Origin of the sequence: Streptomyces sp. NPDC093261, assembly GCF_044753645.1 — a bacterium.
Lineage (GTDB): Bacteria > Actinomycetota > Actinomycetes > Streptomycetales > Streptomycetaceae > Streptomyces.
Window position 1 is genome coordinate 269,929 of the sequence record NZ_JBIVNO010000005.1, and the last position, 21,413, is coordinate 291,341.

10 protein-coding genes are annotated in these 21,413 nt (G+C 73.3%); 4 read left to right on the top strand and 6 right to left on the bottom strand.

Going from position 1 to position 21,413, the window contains the following annotated elements; genetic code table 11:
- Positions 1-136: 136 nt before the first annotated feature.
- Positions 137-4,726: an HAD-IC family P-type ATPase gene (locus tag ACIP94_RS15125; protein ID WP_402424791.1), complete on the bottom strand. Its 4,590-nt coding sequence runs from the start codon at positions 4,724-4,726 to the stop codon at positions 137-139.
- Between the two features lie 528 nt (positions 4,727-5,254).
- On the opposite strand from ACIP94_RS15125, the gene ACIP94_RS15130 reads away from it, so the two are divergent.
- Complete coding sequence (locus ACIP94_RS15130) at positions 5,255-5,452, top strand: hypothetical protein (protein ID WP_402424793.1); 198 nt, start codon at positions 5,255-5,257, stop codon at positions 5,450-5,452.
- Positions 5,453-5,686: 234 nt separating this feature from the next.
- Here ACIP94_RS15130 and ACIP94_RS15135 read toward each other — a convergent pair whose 3' ends face one another.
- Together ACIP94_RS15135 and ACIP94_RS15140 are read right to left on the bottom strand one after the other, a co-directional pair.
- Positions 5,687-7,747, bottom strand: coding sequence for a B12-binding domain-containing radical SAM protein (locus ACIP94_RS15135; protein WP_402424796.1), 2,061 nt, complete (start codon positions 7,745-7,747; stop codon positions 5,687-5,689).
- Position 7,748: 1 nt separating this feature from the next.
- The gene (locus ACIP94_RS15140) at positions 7,749-11,375 is read right to left on the bottom strand and encodes a P-loop NTPase fold protein (RefSeq protein ID WP_402424799.1); all 3,627 of its coding nucleotides are present in this window, start codon (positions 11,373-11,375) and stop codon (positions 7,749-7,751) included.
- Positions 11,376-11,689: 314 nt separating this feature from the next.
- Here ACIP94_RS15140 and ACIP94_RS15145 point away from each other — a divergent pair, with 314 nt between their 5' ends.
- Positions 11,690-12,751: an aminotransferase class I/II-fold pyridoxal phosphate-dependent enzyme gene (locus ACIP94_RS15145; RefSeq protein WP_402424802.1), complete on the top strand. Its 1,062-nt coding sequence runs from the start codon at positions 11,690-11,692 to the stop codon at positions 12,749-12,751.
- Between the two features lie 124 nt (positions 12,752-12,875).
- Positions 12,876-13,004, top strand: a complete 129-nt coding sequence (locus ACIP94_RS15150; protein ID WP_402424805.1) for a hypothetical protein — start codon at positions 12,876-12,878, stop codon at positions 13,002-13,004.
- A 220-nt stretch (positions 13,005-13,224) separates the two neighbouring features.
- Here ACIP94_RS15150 and ACIP94_RS15155 read toward each other — a convergent pair whose 3' ends face one another.
- Positions 13,225-13,611 (bottom strand): hypothetical protein, encoded by a 387-nt coding sequence (locus ACIP94_RS15155; protein WP_402424808.1) that lies wholly within the window; start codon positions 13,609-13,611, stop codon positions 13,225-13,227.
- Between the two features lie 151 nt (positions 13,612-13,762).
- Between ACIP94_RS15155 and ACIP94_RS15160 the strand changes: the two genes are divergently transcribed.
- Positions 13,763-18,190 (top strand): HAD-IC family P-type ATPase, encoded by a 4,428-nt coding sequence (locus ACIP94_RS15160; protein ID WP_402424811.1) that lies wholly within the window; start codon positions 13,763-13,765, stop codon positions 18,188-18,190.
- A gap of 32 nt (positions 18,191-18,222) precedes the next feature.
- Here ACIP94_RS15160 and ACIP94_RS15165 read toward each other — a convergent pair whose 3' ends face one another.
- Together ACIP94_RS15165 and kstD are read right to left on the bottom strand one after the other, a co-directional pair.
- Complete coding sequence (locus tag ACIP94_RS15165) at positions 18,223-19,374, bottom strand: hypothetical protein (RefSeq protein ID WP_402424814.1); 1,152 nt, start codon at positions 19,372-19,374, stop codon at positions 18,223-18,225.
- Positions 19,375-19,573: 199 nt separating this feature from the next.
- Positions 19,574-21,376, bottom strand: a complete 1,803-nt coding sequence (gene kstD / locus ACIP94_RS15170; protein ID WP_402424816.1) for a 3-oxosteroid 1-dehydrogenase — start codon at positions 21,374-21,376, stop codon at positions 19,574-19,576.
- Positions 21,377-21,413: the final 37 nt, after the last annotated feature.

The following is a 21,413-nucleotide window of genomic DNA, read 5'->3' on the forward strand; positions in this document are numbered from 1 at the left end:
GGGGGTTGCGCCTGGGCCCGGGCGATCTCACACGGGAGTCGGAGACCGTGCCGCCCGGGGACTCGGCCGGCTGAGGGCTTTCGGGCAGGCCTGCCCGGTGGCCGCCCTTCAATGAGGAGGCCGGTGGCCGGCCCTCTCACTGAGGAGGCGGCGGGTGGGCGGCCGGTGAGAGCAGGCCGATGCGGGACAGCGCCCCGCTCAGCCACGCCATCGGTGCAGCGGCCAGAGCCGCCGCGGCCGACGCCGGCAACGCCGATCCCTTGGCTTCACCGTGCTGCTCCCCCGGGGAGGGCAGCCAGCCGGTGTCAGCCAGGCAACGGGCGAGGGGCTCCAGTCGTCCGTGCAGGAGCGTGGCGGTGGTGATGGCCGTCAGGGCGATGCCCCAGCCGAGGGGGCCCAGCGGGGTGGATCCGAAGAACTGGCTGATGCCCGGGGTCTGGATGATGCCGACGAGGACCGCCGCCGAGCCGATGGTGGCGGCGAGCACCTGACGGTCGGCACCGCCGCTGGCGAGGGTCTGTGCGAGCTGGGTGCCGACCACCGCGGCCAGCGCCACCGTTCCCGCGCGGCGTCGGGTGCCGGTGAAGCGGGCGGCCGTCCAGGCCAGCCCGGAACCGAGGGCGGTGGTGAGCCCGCGCTGCATCATCTCCTGGGTGAGCGCGGTGCCCAGCGACTGGTGGGGACCTTCCTCCAGCAGGTGTTCCCCGGTGCCCTCGGCCGGGGTGCGTACGGCGATGGCGAGGGCGGGGGCGAGGTCGGTGAGCAGGTTGACCAGCATGATCTGACGGGCGCTCAACGGTGACCTGCCGGACAGCGCGGAGGCGAGCACGCTGAAGGTGACCTCGCCGAGGTTGCCGCCGATCAGGATGGCCAGCGCGGTCCTCACCGAGGTCCACATCGCACGGCCCTCGGTCAGGGCGGTGACGATCGTCTCCAGGCGGTCGTCACCGATGACCAGATCCGCGGCGGCCGTGGCGGCGGGGGTGCCCCGCCGTCCCAGCGCGATGCCGACGTCGGCGAGCCGGATGGCGGGGGCGTCGTTGGCCCCGTCGCCGGTCATCGCCACGACCCGGCCCAGACGCTGGAACGCCTCGACGATACGGACCTTGTGGTGCGGGGTGCACCGGGCGATCACATCCACCGTGGGCAGCAGCGCGTCCAGCGCGTCGTCGTCGAGCTGGTCCAGTTCCGGACCCGTGCACACCGTTTGGTTGGGGTCGCCGGTGACGGAGGCGGCGATGGCCTCGGCGGTGGCGGCGTGGTCCCCGGTGAGCAGGACCGTGTGCACCCCGGCCGCCCGCAGCCGGGTGGTGGCCGGCGCCGCCCCGGGACGCACCGGGTCGGCCAGGATGACGAATCCGACGAAGACCAGATCGCGCACCGCCTCGTCGGTCAGCTCCTCCCCCGGCGCCATGGGGCGTTCGGCGACGGCGAGGACGCGGCGGCCGGCTCCGGCCAGCTGTTCGGTGGCCCGGGTGAGCGCCTTGTGCCCGGCGTCGTCGAGTGCGGTCTGCGTCCCGTTCAGACGTCGGTGCCGGCAGCGGTCCAGCAGGATCTCGGGGGCGCCCTTGATGCTGAGCAGGGTACGGCCGGCGGTGGTGCCCATGGTGGCGTGGTAGGCCCGGGAGGAGTCGAAGGGCAGGGTGCCGGTGCGCCGCCAGCGGGGCGCGCCGCGACCGACCGACACCCCCACCCGTCGGGCCCCCGCGTCCACCGCCCGGTCGGTCTGGTGGGCCATCGGCTCGGACTGGCGGGCGGCGGGGGTGGCGCGCAGGGCGGCCGCCAGGACGCTTCGGTGCCGTGGGCCGAGCCCGTCGAGTGGGAGCGTGCGCTCTCCGTCGCTGACGGCGGCGAGCTGGAGATTGCCCTCGGTGAGGGTGCCGGTCTTGTCGAAGCAGAGCACATCGGCCCGGCCGAGCGCCTCGATGGTGCGCGGGTTGCGCACGAGCGCCCCGTGTTCGGCCAGCCGGCGCGCGGAGGCCATTTGGGCCGCGTTGACAAGGAACGGCAGGCCCTCGGGGACCGAGGCGACCGCGAGGTTCACCGCCGAGGCCAGGCTCTCGGCGAGGGGGCGTCCATGCAGCAGCCCGGCCCCGGCCACCGCCGCCGCGGAGATCGTCGCCACGGGCAGGCTGGCCTTGGTGAGTGACGACAGCCGGGCCTCGACGCCGGTGACGGGCGCGGCCTCCCGGGCGGTGGCCATGGTACGCCCGACCTCGGTGGCGGCCCCGGTGGCCACGACCACGGCCACCGCCTCTCCGGCGGAGACGGTGGTGCCCTCGTAGAGCATGGAGAGGCGGTCGGTGAGGTGTGCGGCGACCACGGGAGCGGGGTCCTTGGCCACGGGCAGGGACTCGCCGGTCAGCGACGACTCGTCAACCTCCAGGCCCTGGGCCCGCAGCAGCCGGCAGTCGGCGGGCACCACGTCCTCCGGCCCGAGCAGCACCACGTCTCCCGGCACCAGGTCCTCCGCGGTGACCAGCCGCTCGGCGCCTGCGCGCCGCACCCGGGCACCCACGGCGGAGCGGGCGGTCAACTCGGCGAGGGCGTGTTCGGTCCTCACCCGCTGAACGCCGCCCACCAGGGCCGATGTGGCGGTGATCAGAGCGACCAGCAGGGCGTCCGCCCGGGAACCCACGGAGGCCGCCAGGGCCGCACCGCCGGCCAGCACGGGTGTCAGCGGGTTGGCCAACTCCTCGACGAACGCCGACGGCAGGGTGATCCGTGGCGGAAGGGCCGCCCGTGCCGGGCCCTTGGCCCGTGCCTCGGCCTCGTCCGCGGACAACCCGTCGATGCTCGTGCGCAGCCGCTCCAGGGTTCGCGAGGGCGGCATCAGGTGCCAGGGCACGGTCTCCACGGACGGGGTGACCGGACGCGAGTACAGCTGCCGGGCGCGCCAGACCCCCAGGGCGAAGGCGATCCCGCCGGCGGTGTTGCACGCCGCCTGCCCGCGCGAGCACGCCTCGGCGGCCGGTGCCCGCATCGCCGCGACGGCGCCGATGCCGCTGCCGCTCGCGGCGACCACCGCGCTGTCCCGGTCGACCCGGCGGGCCACGCCGACAGCGGTGAGCATCAGCGCGACCGAGTCCAGGTCGGTGCCGACCAGCAGATGTGCGCCCCAGGCCGGGGGCTCTCCCTCCCGGTGCACTCCGAGGCCGCAGTCGGACGCTCCGAGCGCACGGCGGTTCCCCGACACCAGCAGCACCACGCCGCCGTCCGCCTGCAACGCGCGTACGGACGCCACCAGCCGGCTTCCCGTCGGCACCATCGCGTCGACGAAGCCGAGTTCCGGATACGGCTGGTCGCCGGCGAGAACCACGCGGATCCCGGAACGGCGGGCCGCGGCCGTCAGGGCCTGCGCGCCGGGCAGCGTCTGCATCGCGACCCCGGCCACGGCCACCAGACGGTCCCCGCGGGCCAGGCCCAGCACCTGTTCGCCGCCACGGTGCCGCAGGCGGTCCGCGGCCCCTCGACCGCTGCCGCCCGTCAGCTCCAGGTCCTCCAGGGGGCCGAGCGTCCAGCCGTCGCCGTCGCGGTGGACGAGCCCGGGTGCGGCCGGGTCGAACAGGGCGAACAGCCGATCGGTCACCTGGCTGGGATCGGCGCCGTCGAGCAGCTCCAGATCCGTCAGTTCGTGGCGGCCGCTGCGCAGTGCGTCCACGTCCAGGAGCACGGTGTCCACCTGTCCCAGGCGCCGCAGCGCGCCGCGGTCCATGGCCACGACGCCCCGGAGCGCGAGAAATCGGCCCAGGCTGGTGGCGAAGCCCTCGCGCCCGGCCTCCGGCGCCTTCGGCATGCTGGACAACGCCACCGCGAGCGCGCGCCTCGGCCCCACGGCGGGGGTCGTCAGGGCGCCGACGGCCGCACCCGCCCCCATGGCCCGTACGGCATAACGCGCCGTCACGTCCTCGTGTGACTGGGGCCGTTGGGCGAGGGTCGGCTCGGCCTGCGCGTCCTCCGGTCCCCGTACCAGTCGGGGCTCCGCCTCCGACCACGCCTGAAGGGCCGCGTTCGCCTCCCGCCACTGCGCCAGCCGCTGAGCGGCGTCGAGGACGAGTCCACCCCCGCGGGTGGCCACGCCCTGGACGAGTGCGTTGAGGGCCGGAACTGCCGATTCCGGGCGCTCCCGCCCGCCGAGCACCGACGCCGCCAGCCGGCGCAGCAAGGGGTGGCACTGGACGGCTGTCGCAAGGGCCCCCACCTCGGCGGGCAGCGGGGTCCACGGCGACAGGCGCGTGGCCACGGTGAGCAGCAGCCCCGCGATGTCCGCCGCGAGGACCGGAAGGGTGGGCCGGGTGCGGGGTGCCTCACAGGGATGGTGCGGCTCGGGGCACCATCCGTCGAACCCGCCCTCATCCGCGGTGCCGGCGGCCCCATGGGCCTCCGCGTGGGCGATGATCCGGATCAGTTCCTGTCGGGACGGTGGCGGCGAGGCCAGCTCCACGACCACCCGCTCCGCGGGTGCGTTCACGCGCGCCCACAGCACGCCGGGATGCTCCTCGAGCGCGCGCTCCACGAGCCGGCCCACCCACATGCCGCGCGGGCCCCGCACGCCCCGCACATCGATATGGCAGCGCCCGGGGCGGGACCACACATCCCGCTTGTCCAGGCCGAGCAGCGAGGCGGCCCCGCCCACAGCCTCACGCGCCCCGGCAGCGATCCCTCCCTTCAGACTTCGGGTCAGCGGCGCCGGCAGCGGCGGAAGTACCCCGGACCACAGCGACATCCGCGTCACACCTCCGCAGCAGTCAGGCCGTCCCTCGTCACTCTCGATCAGCATCAGCCACCCCGGACCTCACCGCCCGGCACGCTGCTCCGAACGGCTCGCCGGCTCTCCCCACGGCTTCCCGGCTCGCAGGGCCCCGGGCCCGCAGGTAGCTTGAGCCTCGTCGAGGGGCGACGTTCCGGACCCGACGAACGGATGTGAGCCGTGACCACCCCGAGGATTGCCGAGAACCGCCCGAAGACCACGCCGAAGCCGTCACGCCCGGCCTCGGGGACGCGGGGAGCCAAGGAGACTGCGGTGACGCCGGAAGCCAAGGAGACTGCGGGGACCCGGGAAGCCGACGAGGCGTCTGCGACGTCGACAAGAGCGGCGTCGCAGAAGGCTTCGAGGCCGTCGGGGCCGCACAAGACGCGGCGGACCCGGGCCAAAGGGGCCGGCGGAAAGACACCGAAGCGGAATGCCACCGCAGGGCCCGGCGGCCACACGATCACCCTCGCCCTCCCGGGGCTCGGAGAGGCGGCCACGCGGGTGGCCGACGCCGCCGCGGGCCCCATGGCCGCCGCCAGACGCGCGCTGACCGCCCGACGCGGCCTGCCCCTGTACGCCGGTCTCGGCGCGCTGGCGGTCGTGGGCGCCGTCGAGTGGCCGTTGGCGGTGGGCATCGGCATCGGCTACGCCGTACTGCGCCCCAAGGGCCGGCCCACCCGGTCCGCGACCTCCAGGTGAGACGGGCGCGGCCCAGCCGGAGACGTCCCCGGCCCCCCCCCCCGCACCCGTCAAGGCCCCTGCCCGGTGGGTCCTTGACGGGTGCGGCCGGTCAGGGCATCGTGCCGGGGCACAACCTCCCCCTGCTCCTCCCCCGTCTGCTCCCGCGCCCCTCTGCCAGCGGATTCGCGTCATCCAGCGGATTCACGCGATGTGCCGGACCAGGCCCACCCTTCCCGACGCGCTCCCGCCGGCTCAGCCGGACCGTGCACCGGTCAGGGCCAAGGCTCCTTGTCCCGCCAGACGGAGCACGACTCCGACGATCCGGGCGCGGCCGGCATCGTCGCCCAGGGCCGCGCAGACGGTGCCGAGATCGGCTCCGGCCGGGCCGATCTCCCGCAGGACGCGCTCCTCGAACGCCGTCAGGGAACGTATCGTACGGAGATCGCGGTCCAGGACCACGGCGATGGACGACGACGAGCGCTCGAAGGCGGCCTGAGGGCGCGTGGGACCGGGGGTGTCGAGGCGTACGGCTCCCGCGTTCGTCACCTCGAAACGACGCAGCTCGCAGTTGTCCGCCAGGCGCAAGGTCGTGCTGTCGTCGAGATCCCGCCCCTGCGGTTCGCCTTCGGTGTCCGTGTCGGGCGAGGCCTCGAAGAACTCGGAGAGCAGACCGGGTCCGTGCCGGGCGGTGTAGAGGATGTCCTCGGGAACGTCGACGAGAGCCGTCTGCGGATACAGCCTCTGAATGCGCTCGATCACGGCGCCTCGTGTCGCCTCGTGGTGCTCCGCCTTCTCGGAGAAGTCGAGGTGATACCAGGTCCTGGCCGCGTCGCTCCGGAGCGTTATGCCGAAGTCGCCGGGACGGTCGGCGACCGGGGCCCCCTTGAGCAGGCGGAAGCCTCCGGGGTCGGCGCGGCTGATCACATGCCGGTGGTCGCGGACGAAGCGATAGGTGTCCTCGGCCTCGGCGGCGGTTTCCGACGGGAACCCCGTGAAGACACCCGCTTCGACCGCGATCCCGATCTCGGAGCACAGCCGTAGGATCTCGGCCATGCGCGCGGAGGTCGTCCCTTTCTTCATGGCCTCCAGGACCCGGTCGTTCGCGCTCTCCAGCCCCATGTACAGCCTCACGCAGCCTGCCTGCCGCATGAGGGCGAGCAGATCCGCGGTGAGTCCCTTCTCGAACCGTGCCACGGCATGCCACTTGACGTTCAGCCCCCGGGCGAGGACGGCTTGTGAGATCAGTCCCAGGTCCCTGGGCAGGATGACGTCCGACTCCAGGCTGAAGACGTGCTGTCCGGTGGCGGCCGAGATCGTGGCCATGTCGTCCGCCAGGAGCTTCGGCGACCTCATCCGGTAGGGGGTCAGTTTGATGAACGCGTAATTGCAGAAGGCGCACTTGTTGTAGTAGCAGCCCCGTGTCGGCGTGATGCAGATGACCTGTTCCGGCGCGAAGTACCGATCCATCGGCATCAGGGTGTAGTCGGGGGTGGGAAGCCGGTCGAGGTCCGGAGGGGCGCCGGGAGCCGGATTCGCCTCCACGCGCCCGTTCGCGTACCAAAGGACCTGGGCGATACCGCCCGGATCCCGGTTTCCTGCGATGGCATCGACGAGCTGCGGGAAGGTCTCGTCCCCCTCTCCCAGGACGACCGAGTCGACCCAGCGGCCGAAGCGCGGATCCGCGGCCAGCACCTCCTTCCCCCAGGTGACGACCGGCCCGCCGAAGGACACATGGACACGCGGATCGGCTTCCCGCACGGCGGCCGCCAGCAGGAAGGACGGGATGAGCTGGGAGAAGTACGGGACGCAGACGCCGATGACGTCCGGACGGGCCGCGAGGAGGGACGGCACGGCGACACCCCGGAAGTACTCGTCCAGCGGCCCGCCGTCGGCTTCGACGGCGTGCCGCACCTGCTCATACGAGTCGTAGGGGGCCGTGGAGTAGGAGTACTTGCCGAAATGCAGGTGCGGGGTGTGCGAGGTGACCAGCGTGGCGGCCAGCTGGACGTGGTACTTGGCGAAGAGCAGGCGCTCCGGGCGGTAGAAGTCGTCGGGATCGCGCAGGATGCGCCGGGCTTCGGTGATCTGGGACACCACGTCGGATGCCCATGCGGGCGCCCGGGCCATCCGGTCCGCACACTGCTGGAGCACTTCCGGGCTGAGAAAGTACTCGAACGCCTCGAGGTTGAGGTCGCGTACCCGGACGTCCTCGTGGCCCGCCCGGCGCAGAACGGCGCCCAGCAGTGGCAGCGCACCGTAAGGCAGCGAAGGGTCGGCCGCCGGAGGGAAGACGAGAATCGTCCTCGGACTCATGTCACAGCACCTCCGCTGCCAGTCGGGAAACGGCGGTGCCGTCGTGCTCCAGCAGCAGGGCGCGCAGGCCGGTCAGCGCATCGGGGCCGACGGCCGAGCCGGCGGCCAGCGTCCGGACGCACTCCTCCCACCGCGCGTCGTCGGCTGCCGACGCGGCGAGCAACTCCAGGCCGCGTCCTTGTTCATACCGGCGGTGCAGCATCGACTGCAGACCGGGCCATCTGGTGATGATCTCGGCGAGCACCAGGAGCTGTTTGGTACGCCGGATCGTCGGATCCGGGTCGGCGAGGGGATGGGACAGCGCCAGTACACGCTCGTAGAGCTGCCACACGTTCAGCAGTCGCTTGGCGTCGCGGAGCGAGCGGTTCGGCTGGGCCGCGAGCCGTGCCGCGATGAAGTTCCGCACCTCGGGATGCTGTTCCAGCGAACGCCATGCGAGGGTCTCCGTCGCCTCGCGCCGTACGCCGTGCTCCGGTGGCGGTTGCGGCGACCCCTGACCGGCGGCCGGGGTGCCGTTCCCCGGCTGTGCCCGGTCCGCGTCGGGAGGCGGAGGGGAGCCGGCGGGTGGGGGCGGGCTCCCGGCGGCCGGAGGGAGCGGACCGGGGCTTCGGGTGAGTCCGGTCGCGACGTCGACGAAGTTCTCGACTCCCGATTCCGAGATCTGGGGGAGGATCACCGGAAGCTGGATGAGCTTGCGGAGATACGCCCAGCCGGCGGCTTCGTGACGGGCGGCGTCGGCACCACCGAACCGGTAGGCCCCTTCCAGGCTGTTCCCGAGGTGCCCCGCCACCACATTGGGGTCAAGGCCGATGACGAACCGGGCGTGCATGTCGTGGCCCGACGTCAGGCTGGACAGGAAGACGTTGACCGCCTCGAAGACCTCGACCGTGGTGCTCGCACGGCACCGGTCGATGTCGTCGATGAAGATGACCATCCGGTATCCGCTCGCGGACAGGTCCGCCAGCAGGCTCCCGATGTCGTTCTGGTGCAGGAAGAGCGGTCCCGCACGGGTGCGCAGCCGGGGGTCGGTGAGATACGTGGTCGCGTCGCCGGGACCGCCCATGGTCACCGGGTCCGTCATGGGCAGGTGGAGCATTTCTCCGGGCAGGTAGTGGGCCGCCGGACTCCACCCGTATCTGATCGCGGTGTCGACGGTTCCGGTGAGCAGGAATCCGGCGCCGACGGCGAGGGCCAGGTCGGCGGTCGACAGTGTGGTCCCACCGACCGTGAATTTCTGGTTCAGCTGGGCGAGGGTGATCGCGAAGGGGACGACGATCGCGATGACGGCCACCGCCAGCAGGGGTGAGACGACTCGACGCATCAGAGCGCGGCGCAGGGCGTAGCGGTCCACGCGCTGAAGGTTCCTGTCGAACCAGTAGCGCTCTCGGCCGGCGTCGTGGGGGAAGAGAACGGCTTCACCGGCCTCGATGATGGCCTGGGCGAGTCCTGCCCAGATCTGTTCCCCGGACTCGTGCACCCAGGGGTTGAACCAGGCGGTGACCGTTCCGGTGCCCGCACGGTTCGGCGGGCGGTGGGCGCGGGCGGCGCCGTGGTCCTTGATCCGCCGGATCGCCTGCCGCACCGTCAGCCGGGCCGGCTCGGGCGCGAGGGGGGACGGACTCCGCTCGATCCGTTCCCTGATCAGTTCCATGAACGTGGTCTTGCCGCACCCCCACGGCCCCTCGACGCTGACGACGGCCGGACCCGACTCGATGTCCGAGGCGGGCCCCTGAAACTGCTGGACCACGGCATCGGCGAGCAGGTTGCGGCCCAGCACGTCCACCCGGGTCGGCGCGTCCGAGAGTCCTCGCATGGCCAGTCGGCCCACTTCGATGGTCCGCACGGCATGGCCTTGGAGGGGGTCCCACAACCGGATGGTGCCGTCCTCGCCCGTGGAGGCGAGCAGGGTCCTGCCGTCCGGCCCGGTCCAGTGCGTCAGCGCCCAGATGCCGGCGGTGTGCCCGACGAGCGGCTCACCGACGGGCGAGCCCCGTTCCGCGTCCCAGACGCGGATGGTGCTGTCGTCGCCGCCGGAGGCGAGCAGGGTGCGACCGTCGGACTCGGCCCAGGCCGTCACCCCGGCCACCTGCCCCGTGTGTCCTGTGAGTTCATGGGCGCACTCGCCCCGTACCGGGTCCCAGATCCGCACGGTCCCGTCGAAGCCCGCGCTCGCGAAGCGCGGCTGTCCGGACGTGGTGGTCCACGCCGCCAGCCCCCGAACCGTGCTGCTGTGGCCTGTCAGTTCGGGGCCCAGCCGCTCACCGGTGGTGGCGTCCCACACCCGCACCGACCCGGTGGAGCCCCCCGAGGCGAGCCAGTGGCGCCCGTCCGGCGTGCTGGTCACGGCCAGCGCGAGCACACGGCCGTCGTCGCCGCTCAGGGGCTCGCCGACCGGCTCGCCCGTATCGGCGTTCCACCTGCGGATCGTGCCGTCGATGCCTCCGGACGCCAGCAGGTGCGCACCGTCCTGAGTGGTCCAGCTCTCCAGGGCGGTGATCCAGCCGGTGTGCCCCAGCAGGGGTGAGCCGACGGTCCGCCCGGACGCGGTGTCCCACCTGCGGATCGAGGCGTCGTCGCCGGCCGAGGCCAGGCGGACGCCGCCGTCGCGGTCCGTCCACCACGTCAGCGCCCATACGCCGGCGGTGTGGCCGAGGAGCGGCTCGCCGGCCGGCCTGCCCGTCTCCGTGTTCCACAGGCGGACTGTCGCGTCGTCGCCGGCCGCCGCGAGGAACGAACGGCCGTCCGTGGCACGCCAGCTCGCGAGGGTCCAGATCGACGAGGTGTGGCCGACGAGGGGACCGACGACGTCCTGGCCGGTGTCGAAGTCCCAGACACGGATGGTGCCCTCGGGCCCGGCGCAGGCCAGACGCACCGATCCGTCCGTCTCGCGCCAGCTGGCGATGGCGGGCAGCCAGCCCGACACACCCGCAGCCGGCTCGCCGACCGGGACGCCGGATTCCGGATCCCAGTACCGGATCGCGCCGTCCGCCCCGAGTGAGGCGAGCCGCGCGCCGTCGTCGCCCGACCAGGCGGTGAGCGCGCCCACGGTGCCGCGGTGTGCGGCCAGGGGCTCGCCCACGCGCCGGCGCCCGAGAGGGTCCCAGATCTGGATCGTCCCGTCCGTGCCGGCCACAGCCAGCTTCGTCCCTCCGTCGGGGGAGGTCCATCCGGTCAGTCCCCAGGTGCCGGTGGTGTGGCGGAACAAGGGGCCGCCCCTGTCGGTGACCTGGTCGGCGTCCCAGATCCGTACGGTGCCGTCGTCACCGGTCGAGGCCAGGTGGTTGACGCCGTCCGGGGCACGCCAGTGGAAGACCTTGAGAACGGGACCGTCATGACCGGTGAGCGGTTGCCCGACCGGCTCGCCGCGGTCGGTGTCCCAGATGCGGATGGTGCCGTCGAAGCCGCCGGAGGCCAGCCGGGAGCCGTCCGCGGTGGTCCAGGCGGCGAGCGTGGAGATCCATCCCACGTGTCCCGTCAGGGGTGGCGCCGCTTCTTCGCCCGTCTCCGGATCCCAGATCCGGATGCAGGCGTCCTCCGCCGCCGAGGCGAGCCGGGTGCGCCCCTCCGGCGTGATCCATCCGGTCAGCGCCCACACGGCCGTGGTGTGCCCGATGAGCGGTTCGCCCACGGGGACGCCGCGCGTCAGGTCCCAGATGCGAATGGCGTGATCGCTTCCCGCGGAAAACAATTGGTATTCACCAAGGGAGTTACGGAGCGCAAACAGCGCGCCGAGCCCTCCGGGAAATGCGGTGACCCAGGGGGCGTCAGCGACCCCATCCCCCGTAACGGGCATCCGCCAACCCCCGTCGCGCCCTTGCACGTTGCCATGCCACCATGATGGAACCAGTCCGTATCTTCGGCGTCAATGCACCTGTGGGGGGCGTCGTCATGGAATTCCGACCGCTGGAACTCGAGGAATGGCACGCCTGTTACGAGGGAGCCGTGAGATACAATCTGGGGAACTGTGCGGCGCCTGCGGTTCGGAGTGCGGATCTGCTGCCGGATGCCACGGCGGCCGCGCGTCTGGCCGAACTCCCCCTCGATTACCCGCCCTCCATGGGTACGGCCGGGCTGCGTGAAGGCATCGAGAAATGGACGGGCGTCGATGCGCGATGCGTACTTGTGACCGTCGGCGCGTCCGAGGCGAACGAACTCGCCGTGTCGAGTGTGGTCCGGCCCGGCGACGAAGTCGTGGTCATCGAGCCGGGATACCGGCAGGTGCGGGGCTTGGCGGCTCATCTCGGCGCACGGGTGAGGACCGTCGTGGTCCGTCCGGAGGACGGATGGCGTCTCGACAAGGACGCGTTGGACCGAGCGGTCGGAGGGCGCACCCGGCTCATTTCGGTGGCGAATCCGTGCAATCCGCTGGGCACCGTCTTCTCCGAGGAGGAGATGAGCGCGGTGGTGGCGGCCGCCGAGCGCAGCGGTGCCTGGCTTCTCGCCGACGAGGTGTTCCGGGGCAGTGAGCGTCTCACCGACTCACTCACCCCCACCTTCGCCGGTCGGTACGACAGGGCCGTCGTCGTGGGCGGGCTGTCGAAGGCCTTCGGACTTCAGGGGTTGCGAGTCGGCTGGCTGGCCGCTCCGCCCGACGTACTCGATGCGGCCCGGCAGCGCCACGGATATACGACGATCACCAACAGCGCGATTTCCCTTCACCTGGCCGAAAAATCCCTGCAGCCGCACCTTCGGGATGTTCTTCTGAAGCGGGCGAGAACCGCAATCCGCGCCGGCTGTGAGCGGCTTGAGTACTGGGTGGACAAGAGCGGCGGTCTGCTTTCCCTCGTCCCCCCGCAGGCCACGGCGGCGGCCTTTGTGCGCTATCACGTCGACGCGCCTAGCCTCGAGGTCGCGCATGCCGTCCGGCGTGAGGTGGGCGCGCTCGTGGCGGTCGGCTCGCACTTCGGCGGCGAGGGTCATCTACGGATCGGACACACGGGCGACGGGGCGGCCCTCGACGAGGTGATGGAGGGGATCATCGAGGTGTTGCGACGGCACGGATGACGCAGGACATCTTTTGTTCATCTAAATGACATCGAAAATACGCACACAAGCCACCCATAGCGGAGGAAACGGCTGCATGGTCGGTTATCGGACATCCGTAACCGAGTACAGAAAGTCAGCCGACATGGGCGAGATTCTTGTAGCCGTGGCCACGAAGATCGGTCTCGCGCTGGCCGAGGCGATTCTCATGCGTCTCGCGTGGGAGCTGTGGGCCGCGTACAGCCGCCGCGCGGCCGCCCCGGCCGCCGCCTGACGCACGGCCGCGAGCACACACCCGCCGCGCCGGCCGCGACACCGGGCGGCCCCTGCCCCCCTCACCGCACCGGCGTGGGCGGCCCCTGCCCCGCCTATCGCGCCGGCCGCGACACCGACGACCCCCGCCGCACCGGCCGCGACCGTACGGGCGTGAGACACGTACGTGCGCCGGTGCGGCGCCGTCGACGCCGCGCGCCGTCGGGTGACCGGCTACGGCCTCAGACGCCGCTCCCGGTCACGTCACGGCCCCCGCCGTAGCGCTCGGTCGGCGTCTCGGTGTCCCCGCCCCGCCTCCTGGCGCCGCGCAGCAGCCAAGTGGCTCCGCCGACGGCCAGGGCCACCGGCCAATCCAGAGCGCCCGCCACGGCCATCGCGCCGAGCCCCCCGTAGAACACGACGTCCTTGGCCGACGGCATGCCCGGCACCCGCGATGTCGCTGCCCTCGCCGTACTCGTCACGTCGTCCCTGGTGATGTAGGGAAGCTTCAGCGACGGGTGCAGCGTGAGCGTATGCAGGTGCAGGCCTGCGCCCTCATGCGCGTGCGTCTCCATCGACTCTGTCTGGGGCGTCTCCCGCTGTGGTGCGGTGCCTACTGTGTTGGCCATCCCGCTGCCCTCCTCTCAGAGGATTACATCCCTTTATTCCATTTTGACCCGCTTGGGGCAGTCTTAGACTTTCGCCGGGTTGAAACCTACGTCGGGTGGCTACTCGTGCAACCGGAGTCAGCCCACCCGGCCCGGGAGCAGGTGATGCGTGGTGGCACTGCCGGGAGGCACGCTGCTGCGGACCGTCGCGTCCTGCGCCGCCGCCCTGCGGGACGACACGCGCCGGCGCATCCGGCACTTCGACGGGCGCGCCCATGTGGCCGTGCGAGGGCTGCGGGAGGGCGATCTGCCCCGCGCCAAGGCCAAGAAGCTCACCGAGGACGTCGAGCGGCGGCTCGCCCAGGTGCCGGGAGTGGCCTGGGCGGTGGCCAACACGGTGCTCGGGTACGTCGTCGTCGCCACCGAGGGCGCGTCCGACGCCGGGGACCTGGTCGCGGCCCTGACCGAGGCGGTCGAGACGGTCGAGGAGGCCCACGACATCGACCTCCCCCTGCCCGACCATCCACTCTCCGGCGGGGCGACCCGGCGCGCGGGGTTGGCCATGGCACTGCACCTCACCGCGGCGCCCCTGGCCGCGGCGACGGTCCTGATGCGCAGGGCTCCCCTGCCGTCCTCGGTCGCGGCATTCGTCCCCCTCGTCGACGCGGTCCCCCGCCTGCGCTCCGTGGTGGAGCGGGCGATCGGCACCGAAGCCGCCGGACTCCTCCTGGCCACGCTCACGGCGCTGGGCCAGGCCGGCTCCGGAGGGCTTCTCGGCAGCGGTGTGGACATTCTCCGGCACGCCCTGCGGATGATGGAGGCGAACGCCGAGCGCGAGGCCTGGGCCGCCGCCGAGCCACGCCTCACGGGCAGCGCCGCCGCCGGAGCCCACCGGGCGGCACCCCCGCTCCCCCGTGCGACCCCGCTGCGGCACGGTCCCGTCGAACGCTACGCCGATCAGGTGCCTCTGGTGGCGGCGGCGTCCTTCGCCGGATCCCTTCTCGCCACCCGGCGCCCCGCCAAGGCTGCCGGCGGCGCGCTCGCGGCGATCCCCAAGGCTCCGCTGCTGGCCCGTGAGGGCTTCGCCTGCGCCCTGGGCCGGGGCCTGGCGCGCCAGGGGGTCCTGGTGGCCGAGCCCCGCGCGCTGCGCCGGCTGGACCGGATCGGCACGGTGCTCCTCGACACGAACGCCCTGACCACGGGTTCCCACGTCCTGGCGGATCTGGTGTCCCTCGACGACGCGCCCGCCGGGCGACTCGCCGCGCGGGCCCACCGGCTCTTCGACAGTTCCGCGCCCGAGCGGCGGTCCGTGGAGGACGAGTGGACGCTCGGGCCCCTCGATGACCTCCCGCTGGACGGAGACACGGGGGCGCGGGCCCGGGAAAGGCTGGAGTGTGACGGCGCGCGGCTCGTGCTCGGCCTGGCCCGGGGTCGGCGCCTGCAGGCCGTGGTCAGTGTGGTGCCGCAGATGCACGACGCCGCCGGGGCCTTCGTCCCCGCCGCCCACGCCGCCGGACTGACCGTCGTGGTCACGGGCGGGTACGCCCATGACCCGGTGGTGCGGGAGGCCGACGCGGTGCGCGACGCGGGCGAGCAGGTGCTCGATGTCGTACGGGACCTCCAGCGCGACGGCACCGGCGTGCTGCTGGTCTCCCGTGACCGGACCGCGCTGCGAGCCGCCGACGTGGGGGTGGGCGTGGCCGGTCCCGGCAGTGGGCCGCCCTGGGGCGCGGACCTGTATGTGGACGACGATCCGGCGCCGGCCGTCCTCCTCGTGCACGCCTGTCGCGGCGCACGCGACAGCGCGCAGCGCGGGGTGCGGCTCGCGCAGGCCTCCGCCGCGGTCGGCATGACGGCGGCGGTGGCGGGCCAGACCCGGCGGGCCGCGGCTCACAGCACGACGGCGTTCAACGCGGCGGCGGCCCTCGGCACGGCCGCCGGTGTCTGGTCGGCGGCGCGACTGCTGCGGCGGCCCCTGCCGCTGACCGAGGTGTCCCGGCACCCCTGGCACGCGATGGACCCGGCCACCGTGCTCGCGCGGACCGGGAGCAGGGATACCGGGCTGACCTCGGAAGAGGTACGGGAGCGGGGCACCCGCCCGGGTGAGGAGGTGCGGACGTCGTCGCTCGGCCGGGCCTACCTGACCGAGATGGCCAACCCGCTCACGCCCGTGCTGGGCGCCGGCGCGGCCATGTCCGCGTCCGTGGGAGCCGTCCTCGACGCCGTCGTCATCGTGGCCGTCACCGCGCTGTCCGGGCTCTTCGGCGGTTTCCAGCGCTACCGGACCGACCGCGCGGTGGCCCGGCTGCGGCGCGAGTCGGCCGTCATGGCGAAGGTGCTGCGGAGCGGCACGGACACCACCGTTCCGGCGCAGGGCCTGGCCGTGGGCGATGTGGTGCGGCTGAGCGCCGGTGATGTCGTACCGGCCGACGCCCGCCTGCTGGAGGCACATCACCTGGAGACCGACGAGTCGGCGCTCACCGGCGAGTCGCTGCCGGTGGCCAAGGACGTCGCGCCGGTACTGGCCTCGGACCTCGCGGACCGTACGTCGATGGTCTACGAGGGCACCACGGTCGCGGCGGGCCGTGGCCGCGCGGTCGTGGTCGCCACCGGCCCCGCGACCGAGGCGAGCCGGGCCGCGGCGATCGGCCGGGGCGCCGCCCCCGCCGTCGGGGTGGAGCGCAGGCTGGCCCGGATCACCCGCGGCACCCTGCCGGTGGCACTCGGCTCGGCCGCGGCGGTGATGGCGGCCGGCACACTGCGCGGACGCCCGGCCCGGGACACCGTCGGCGCCGGGGTCGGGCTCGCCGTGGCGAGCGTTCCCGAGGGGCTGCCGTTTCTGGTGTCGGCGGCCCAACTGGCCTCCGCGAGAAGGCTTTCCACCCGGGGCGCCCTGGTCCGAGACCCCCGTACCATCGAGGCGGCCGGCCGCACCGACGTGCTGTGCTTCGACAAGACCGGAACCCTCACCCACGGGCGCATCTCCCTCGCCTCCGTCGCGGCGGACGGCGAGAGCCGGCCCCTGGAGTCACTCGGCGACGAGCAGCGCTCCGTACTCGCCGCCGCGCTGCGGGCCACGCCGCGCCCGCACGGCACGGGCGGGCTCGAACACGCCACCGACGGCGCGGTCACCGAGGGGGCGAAAGAGGCGGGTGTGCGCCGGACGACGAGCGCGCCCGGCTGGCGGCGCCTGTCCGGTCTCCCCTTCGAGCCCAGCCGCGGCTTCCACGCCACCCTGTGCGAGTCCGAGGGCCGCCGCATCCTCTCGGTGAAGGGGGCCCCGGAGGAGGTCGTCGGCCGCTGTGCCACGCGCGGCGGCCGGCCGCTGGACGAGGCGGGCCGCGCGGACATCCTCGCCGCCGGGGAACGACTGGCGGCAGAGGGCCGGCGTGTCCTCGCGGTCGCCGAACTCCGTGACGCCCCCGAGGGCGACCTCACGGACGAGACCGTGCGGGGCCTCGACTTCGCCGGGTTCCTGGCGTTCGCCGACCGCGTGCGCAAGACCGCCGCCGCCGCGGTGCGCCAACTCGCCGACGCCGGCGTGCACATCGTGATGATCACCGGCGACCATCCGGCCACCGCCGGCTCCACGGCCGCCGAACTGGGCGTCCTGGACGGCAGACGCGTGGTGACCGGTGCCGAACTCGACGAGCTCGACGACCGCGCTCTCGACGCACTGCTGCCCGACATCGGCGTGGTCGCGCGGGGCACCCCGGTGCACAAGGTCCGCATCGTGCAGGCGTTCCAGCGCCTGGGCCGCACGGTCGCGATGACCGGCGACGGCGCCAACGACGCGCCCGCCATCCGGCTCGCCGACATCGGGATCGCGTTCGGCACGCGCGCCACACCGGCCGCGCGGGCGGCGGCCGACCTCGTGGTCACCGACAACCGGCTGGAGACGGTGCTCGCAGCCCTGGTGGAGGGGCGCGCCATGTGGGCCTCGGTACGCCAGGCCCTGGCGATCCTGGTGGGCGGCAACCTTGGGGAGATCGCCTTCACCCTGCTCGGTGCGGCCGCCACCGGCACCTCGCCGCTGACGGCCCGTCAACTGCTGCTCGTGAACCTGTTCACGGACCTCGTGCCGGCCTTGGCCGTGGCGCTGCGGCCGCCTCCTCCCGAGGCCGCCGACCGCATGCTCCACGAGGGCCCCGAGGTCTCGCTCGGCACTGCGCTGACCGAGGAGACCCTGTACCGCGCCGTGGCCACCACCCTCGGCGCGACGGCCGGATGGCTCGCCGCGCGGTTCACCGGACGCGGCACCCGCGCCCGTACCGTCGCCCTCGTCGCGCTGGTGGGCTCCCAGCTCGGTCAGACGCTGCTGGCCGGGGGCCGGAGCGGATCGATCGCCCTCTCCTCCGTGGGCTCCCTGGCGGCACTGGCGGCCGTCGTCCAGACCCCGGGGCTCAGCCAGTTCTTCGGCTGTACGCCCCTCGGCCCGGCCGCCTGGGCCATCGCCCTGTCCGCGGCGACCGGGGCGACGGTCGTCTCACCGTTCCTGCCTGCCCTGGTCCACCGTCTGCGCGTCTTCGCACCGCGACCGGAGACGCGGCCGCATCCGCGGCCGGGAGCGCAACGGCAGCCGACCGCCGTGCCCGCGTAGCCGGCACGAGGCGACCGGCACCGCGGACGTCGTCAGGACTGCTCCGGAGCCGCCCTGCGCAGGGCCGCGATGCAGGTGCCGATGGCCGACTGCAACTCCTCCAGACGCTGGAGCATGTCGTCCTCGTACAGGTCGTCGAGGTCGTCCGCGTCGTCCAGGGTGAGTTCCTCGAAGACCTTCGTCGCCCGCTGGAGGCTGCTGTAGAACTTCGTACGGCGTTCCTCGCGGCGCAGTTCCGGGTCGGCCTCGACGGCCTGGACCACGAGTTCCCTCACCGTGTCGTAGGCCTCGGCCGCCCACTGTCCGGCCTCCTCGCCCTCGTCCAGTTCGTCGATGAGGGACAGATGACGCTCGGCCTCCGCACGCAGTGCCACGGGGGCGTCGATCGTCTGCCCGGCCGGCGTCCTGACCTGGCCGTTCTCGACGATCTGCCGCACATAGCCGATACGGTCCGCGGCCCGGCTCTCGGAGGCGACCGCCTTCTTCAGCTCGTCGGTACGGGCGACATCGCGGGCCAGCTCGGTCTGGAGGACCGGGTCCTCCCTGAGCCGGTCGAGCAGCGCGGCCCGCGCGGTCCGGGCGGTCGCGGGGTCGGCGAGGATGGCGGCCCGCAGCGCGGTGGGGTTCTCGGCGACCTCCAGCGCCTTGGTGGGCCGGATGCCCTCGGCCTCGGCCGCCGCGGCGATCGCGGTCCCGCGCTCGGAGGACGCGCTGGAGCGGGCGGTGTAGTACGAGAGCCACACGTCGGAGTCCGGCAGTTCGATGTCCTGGCCGGGGACCAGGATCTCGAAGTGCGGCACCAGGCCGTCGTCGGCGGCCTTGTCCCACGCCTTGTAGTAGCGCATGATCCGCTCCGCCGAGCACCCCGCCAGCTCGGCGAACCGCTTGGCGGAGACCTTGGGCGTCTCGCCCGCCGGCTGGCCGCCGGGCCGTACGCTGCGCGCCACCTTCAGCGCGAACGCCCATCCGCCGGTCCGGGCGTACACCCCGAACTCGCGGGCGTCTCGGGCCACCGCCTCGGCCACCTCGGACTCCGCCGGGACCGGGGCAGCGTCATCGGCCGCCCCGGGCTCCACCCAGAACCCTTCGCCGCCGGAGGCCGGAGGGGCGCCGGGCGGCGCCGGGGTGACGGGCCGGTCGTCGGGCGAACCGGCCGTGTCGGACGGAGGGATCGCTACGGTCACTGGGACTCCCGGGCGCTCGCGGACTGTGGGGACCGAAGCGAGCAGCCTATATGAACCCGTTCCCATGGTTTTGCCCCCGCCCCTTCCCTCCGCTCCTGGCCCTCCACCCCTTCCCTCCACTCCTCGCCTCCGGCCCTCGCCCTCCGCCGCTCGCACCACGCCGCGCCGCACGACCCAGCCCGCCAGACGCCGCGCCGCGTCACGAGCCGCCCGCGAGGTCGAGCGCGGCGATGTACCCGAAGGTCATGGCGGGGCCGATCGTCGAGCCGGCGCCCGCGTAGCTGTGCCCCATGACGGCCGCGCTGGCGTTGCCCGCCGCGTACAGTCCGGGGATCACCGAACCGTCCGCACGCAGCACCCGGGCCCGCGCGTCGGTACGCAGTCCGCCCTTGGTGCCCAGATCACCGGGGACGATCTTGAGGGCGTAGTACGGCGGCAGCCACAGCGGCGCCAGACAGGAGTCGGGGCCGACGGCGGGGTCGGTGTAGTAGTGATCGTAGGCGCTGTCACCGCGGTGGAAGTCGGGGTCCTCGCCGCTCCTGGCGGAGGAGTTGAAGCGGCTCACGGTGGCCCGCAGCGCGGCGGCGGGCACGCCGATCCGCCCGGCGAGCGCGTCCAGCGTCCAGGCCTTGTGCGCGGCGCCGGAGTCGTACCAGGCGCCGGGGAAGGGCAGGACGGGCGCGACGTCCTTGAAGAGGTAGCGGTTGCGGTAGTTCTGGTCGACGATCAGCCAGGCCGGGATGTCCGGGTCGCTGGTGTTCCGGTCGTACATCGTGTGCACCACGTCGCTGTAGGGGGCGGCCTCGTTGACGAAACGGGCACCGGAGGCGTTCACCAGCAGGCCGCCGGGCAGGGTGCGTTCGGCCAGGCAGAAGTACGGCTCGTCCGGCAGCGGGATCGCCGGGCCCCACCAGGCGTCGTCCATCAGGTCGAGGGCGGCGCCGGCCCGCTCGCCGGCCCGGATGCCGTCGCCGGTGTTCTCCCGGGCGCCCACGGTCCACTCGGTGCCGATGGGCGCTCGCTGGTACTGCGCGCGCATGGCCGCGTTGTGCTCGAAGCCGCCGGATCCGACGATCACCCCGCGCAGGGCCCGCAGTACTCCCGGCGTGCCGTCACGCGTCACCACCGCGCCGGTGACCGCCCCGTCCTCGACTCGGAGATCGGTGAGCGGGCTGTTCAGCCAGACGGGCACGCCCGCGCAGAGCAGGCCGGCGCGCAGACCGGCGGCCAGCGACTGCCCCATGGTGAGGGGCTTCTGGCCGAGGAGGGCGGCCTTGGTGCCGCGGGCGAGGCATTCGGCGGCGACGGCGGCTCCCTTGGCGCTGACGGCGGCGAGCGTCAGCCATTTGTAGTCGGCGCTGAAGACGACCATGCCGGCGGGGACCGCCATGTACGGCGGGTTGAGGCGGGCCAGTTCTGCGCCGAGGACGTTCCCGTCGAGCTGGTCGGGCTCGATGGAGCGGCCGTTCGGCAGGCCGCCGGGCAGCTCGGGGTAGTAGTCGCTGTAGCCCTCCATCCAGCGGAAGCGCAGCGGGCTGTGGTCCATGACGAAGGAGATCATGGCGGGGCCGTGGTCGAGGAAGGCCCGCTGCCGCTCGACGGGGACGTCGGGGCCGACGACCGCCGCGAGATAGGCGGCTGCCTTCGCCGGGGTGTCGGGAACGCCGGCCGCGAGGAGCACGGGGTTGTTAGGGATCCAGACGCCGGCCCCGGAGCGCGCCGCCGAGCCGCCGAAGGTGGCCGCCTTCTCCACGACCACACAGCTCAGCCCCTGGTGGGCGGCCGTCAGCGCGGCGGTCATGCCCGCCGCTCCGGAACCGATCACGACGACGTCGTAGGTGCCGAGCGAGGGCAGGCCGGCCGCGTGTGCCGTGCCGGTGCCCTGCGGCAGCCCGGCCGCGAGGGCGAGCCCGGCGCCGGCCGCGCCGAGCAGCTGACGGCGCGACGGGCCGGCCGCCGTGGGGGATGCGGTGGGTCTCGCGGGGTCCGCGCTGGTGGGCATGGCAGATCGCTCCAGGGATGACGAGGGACGGTCGGGC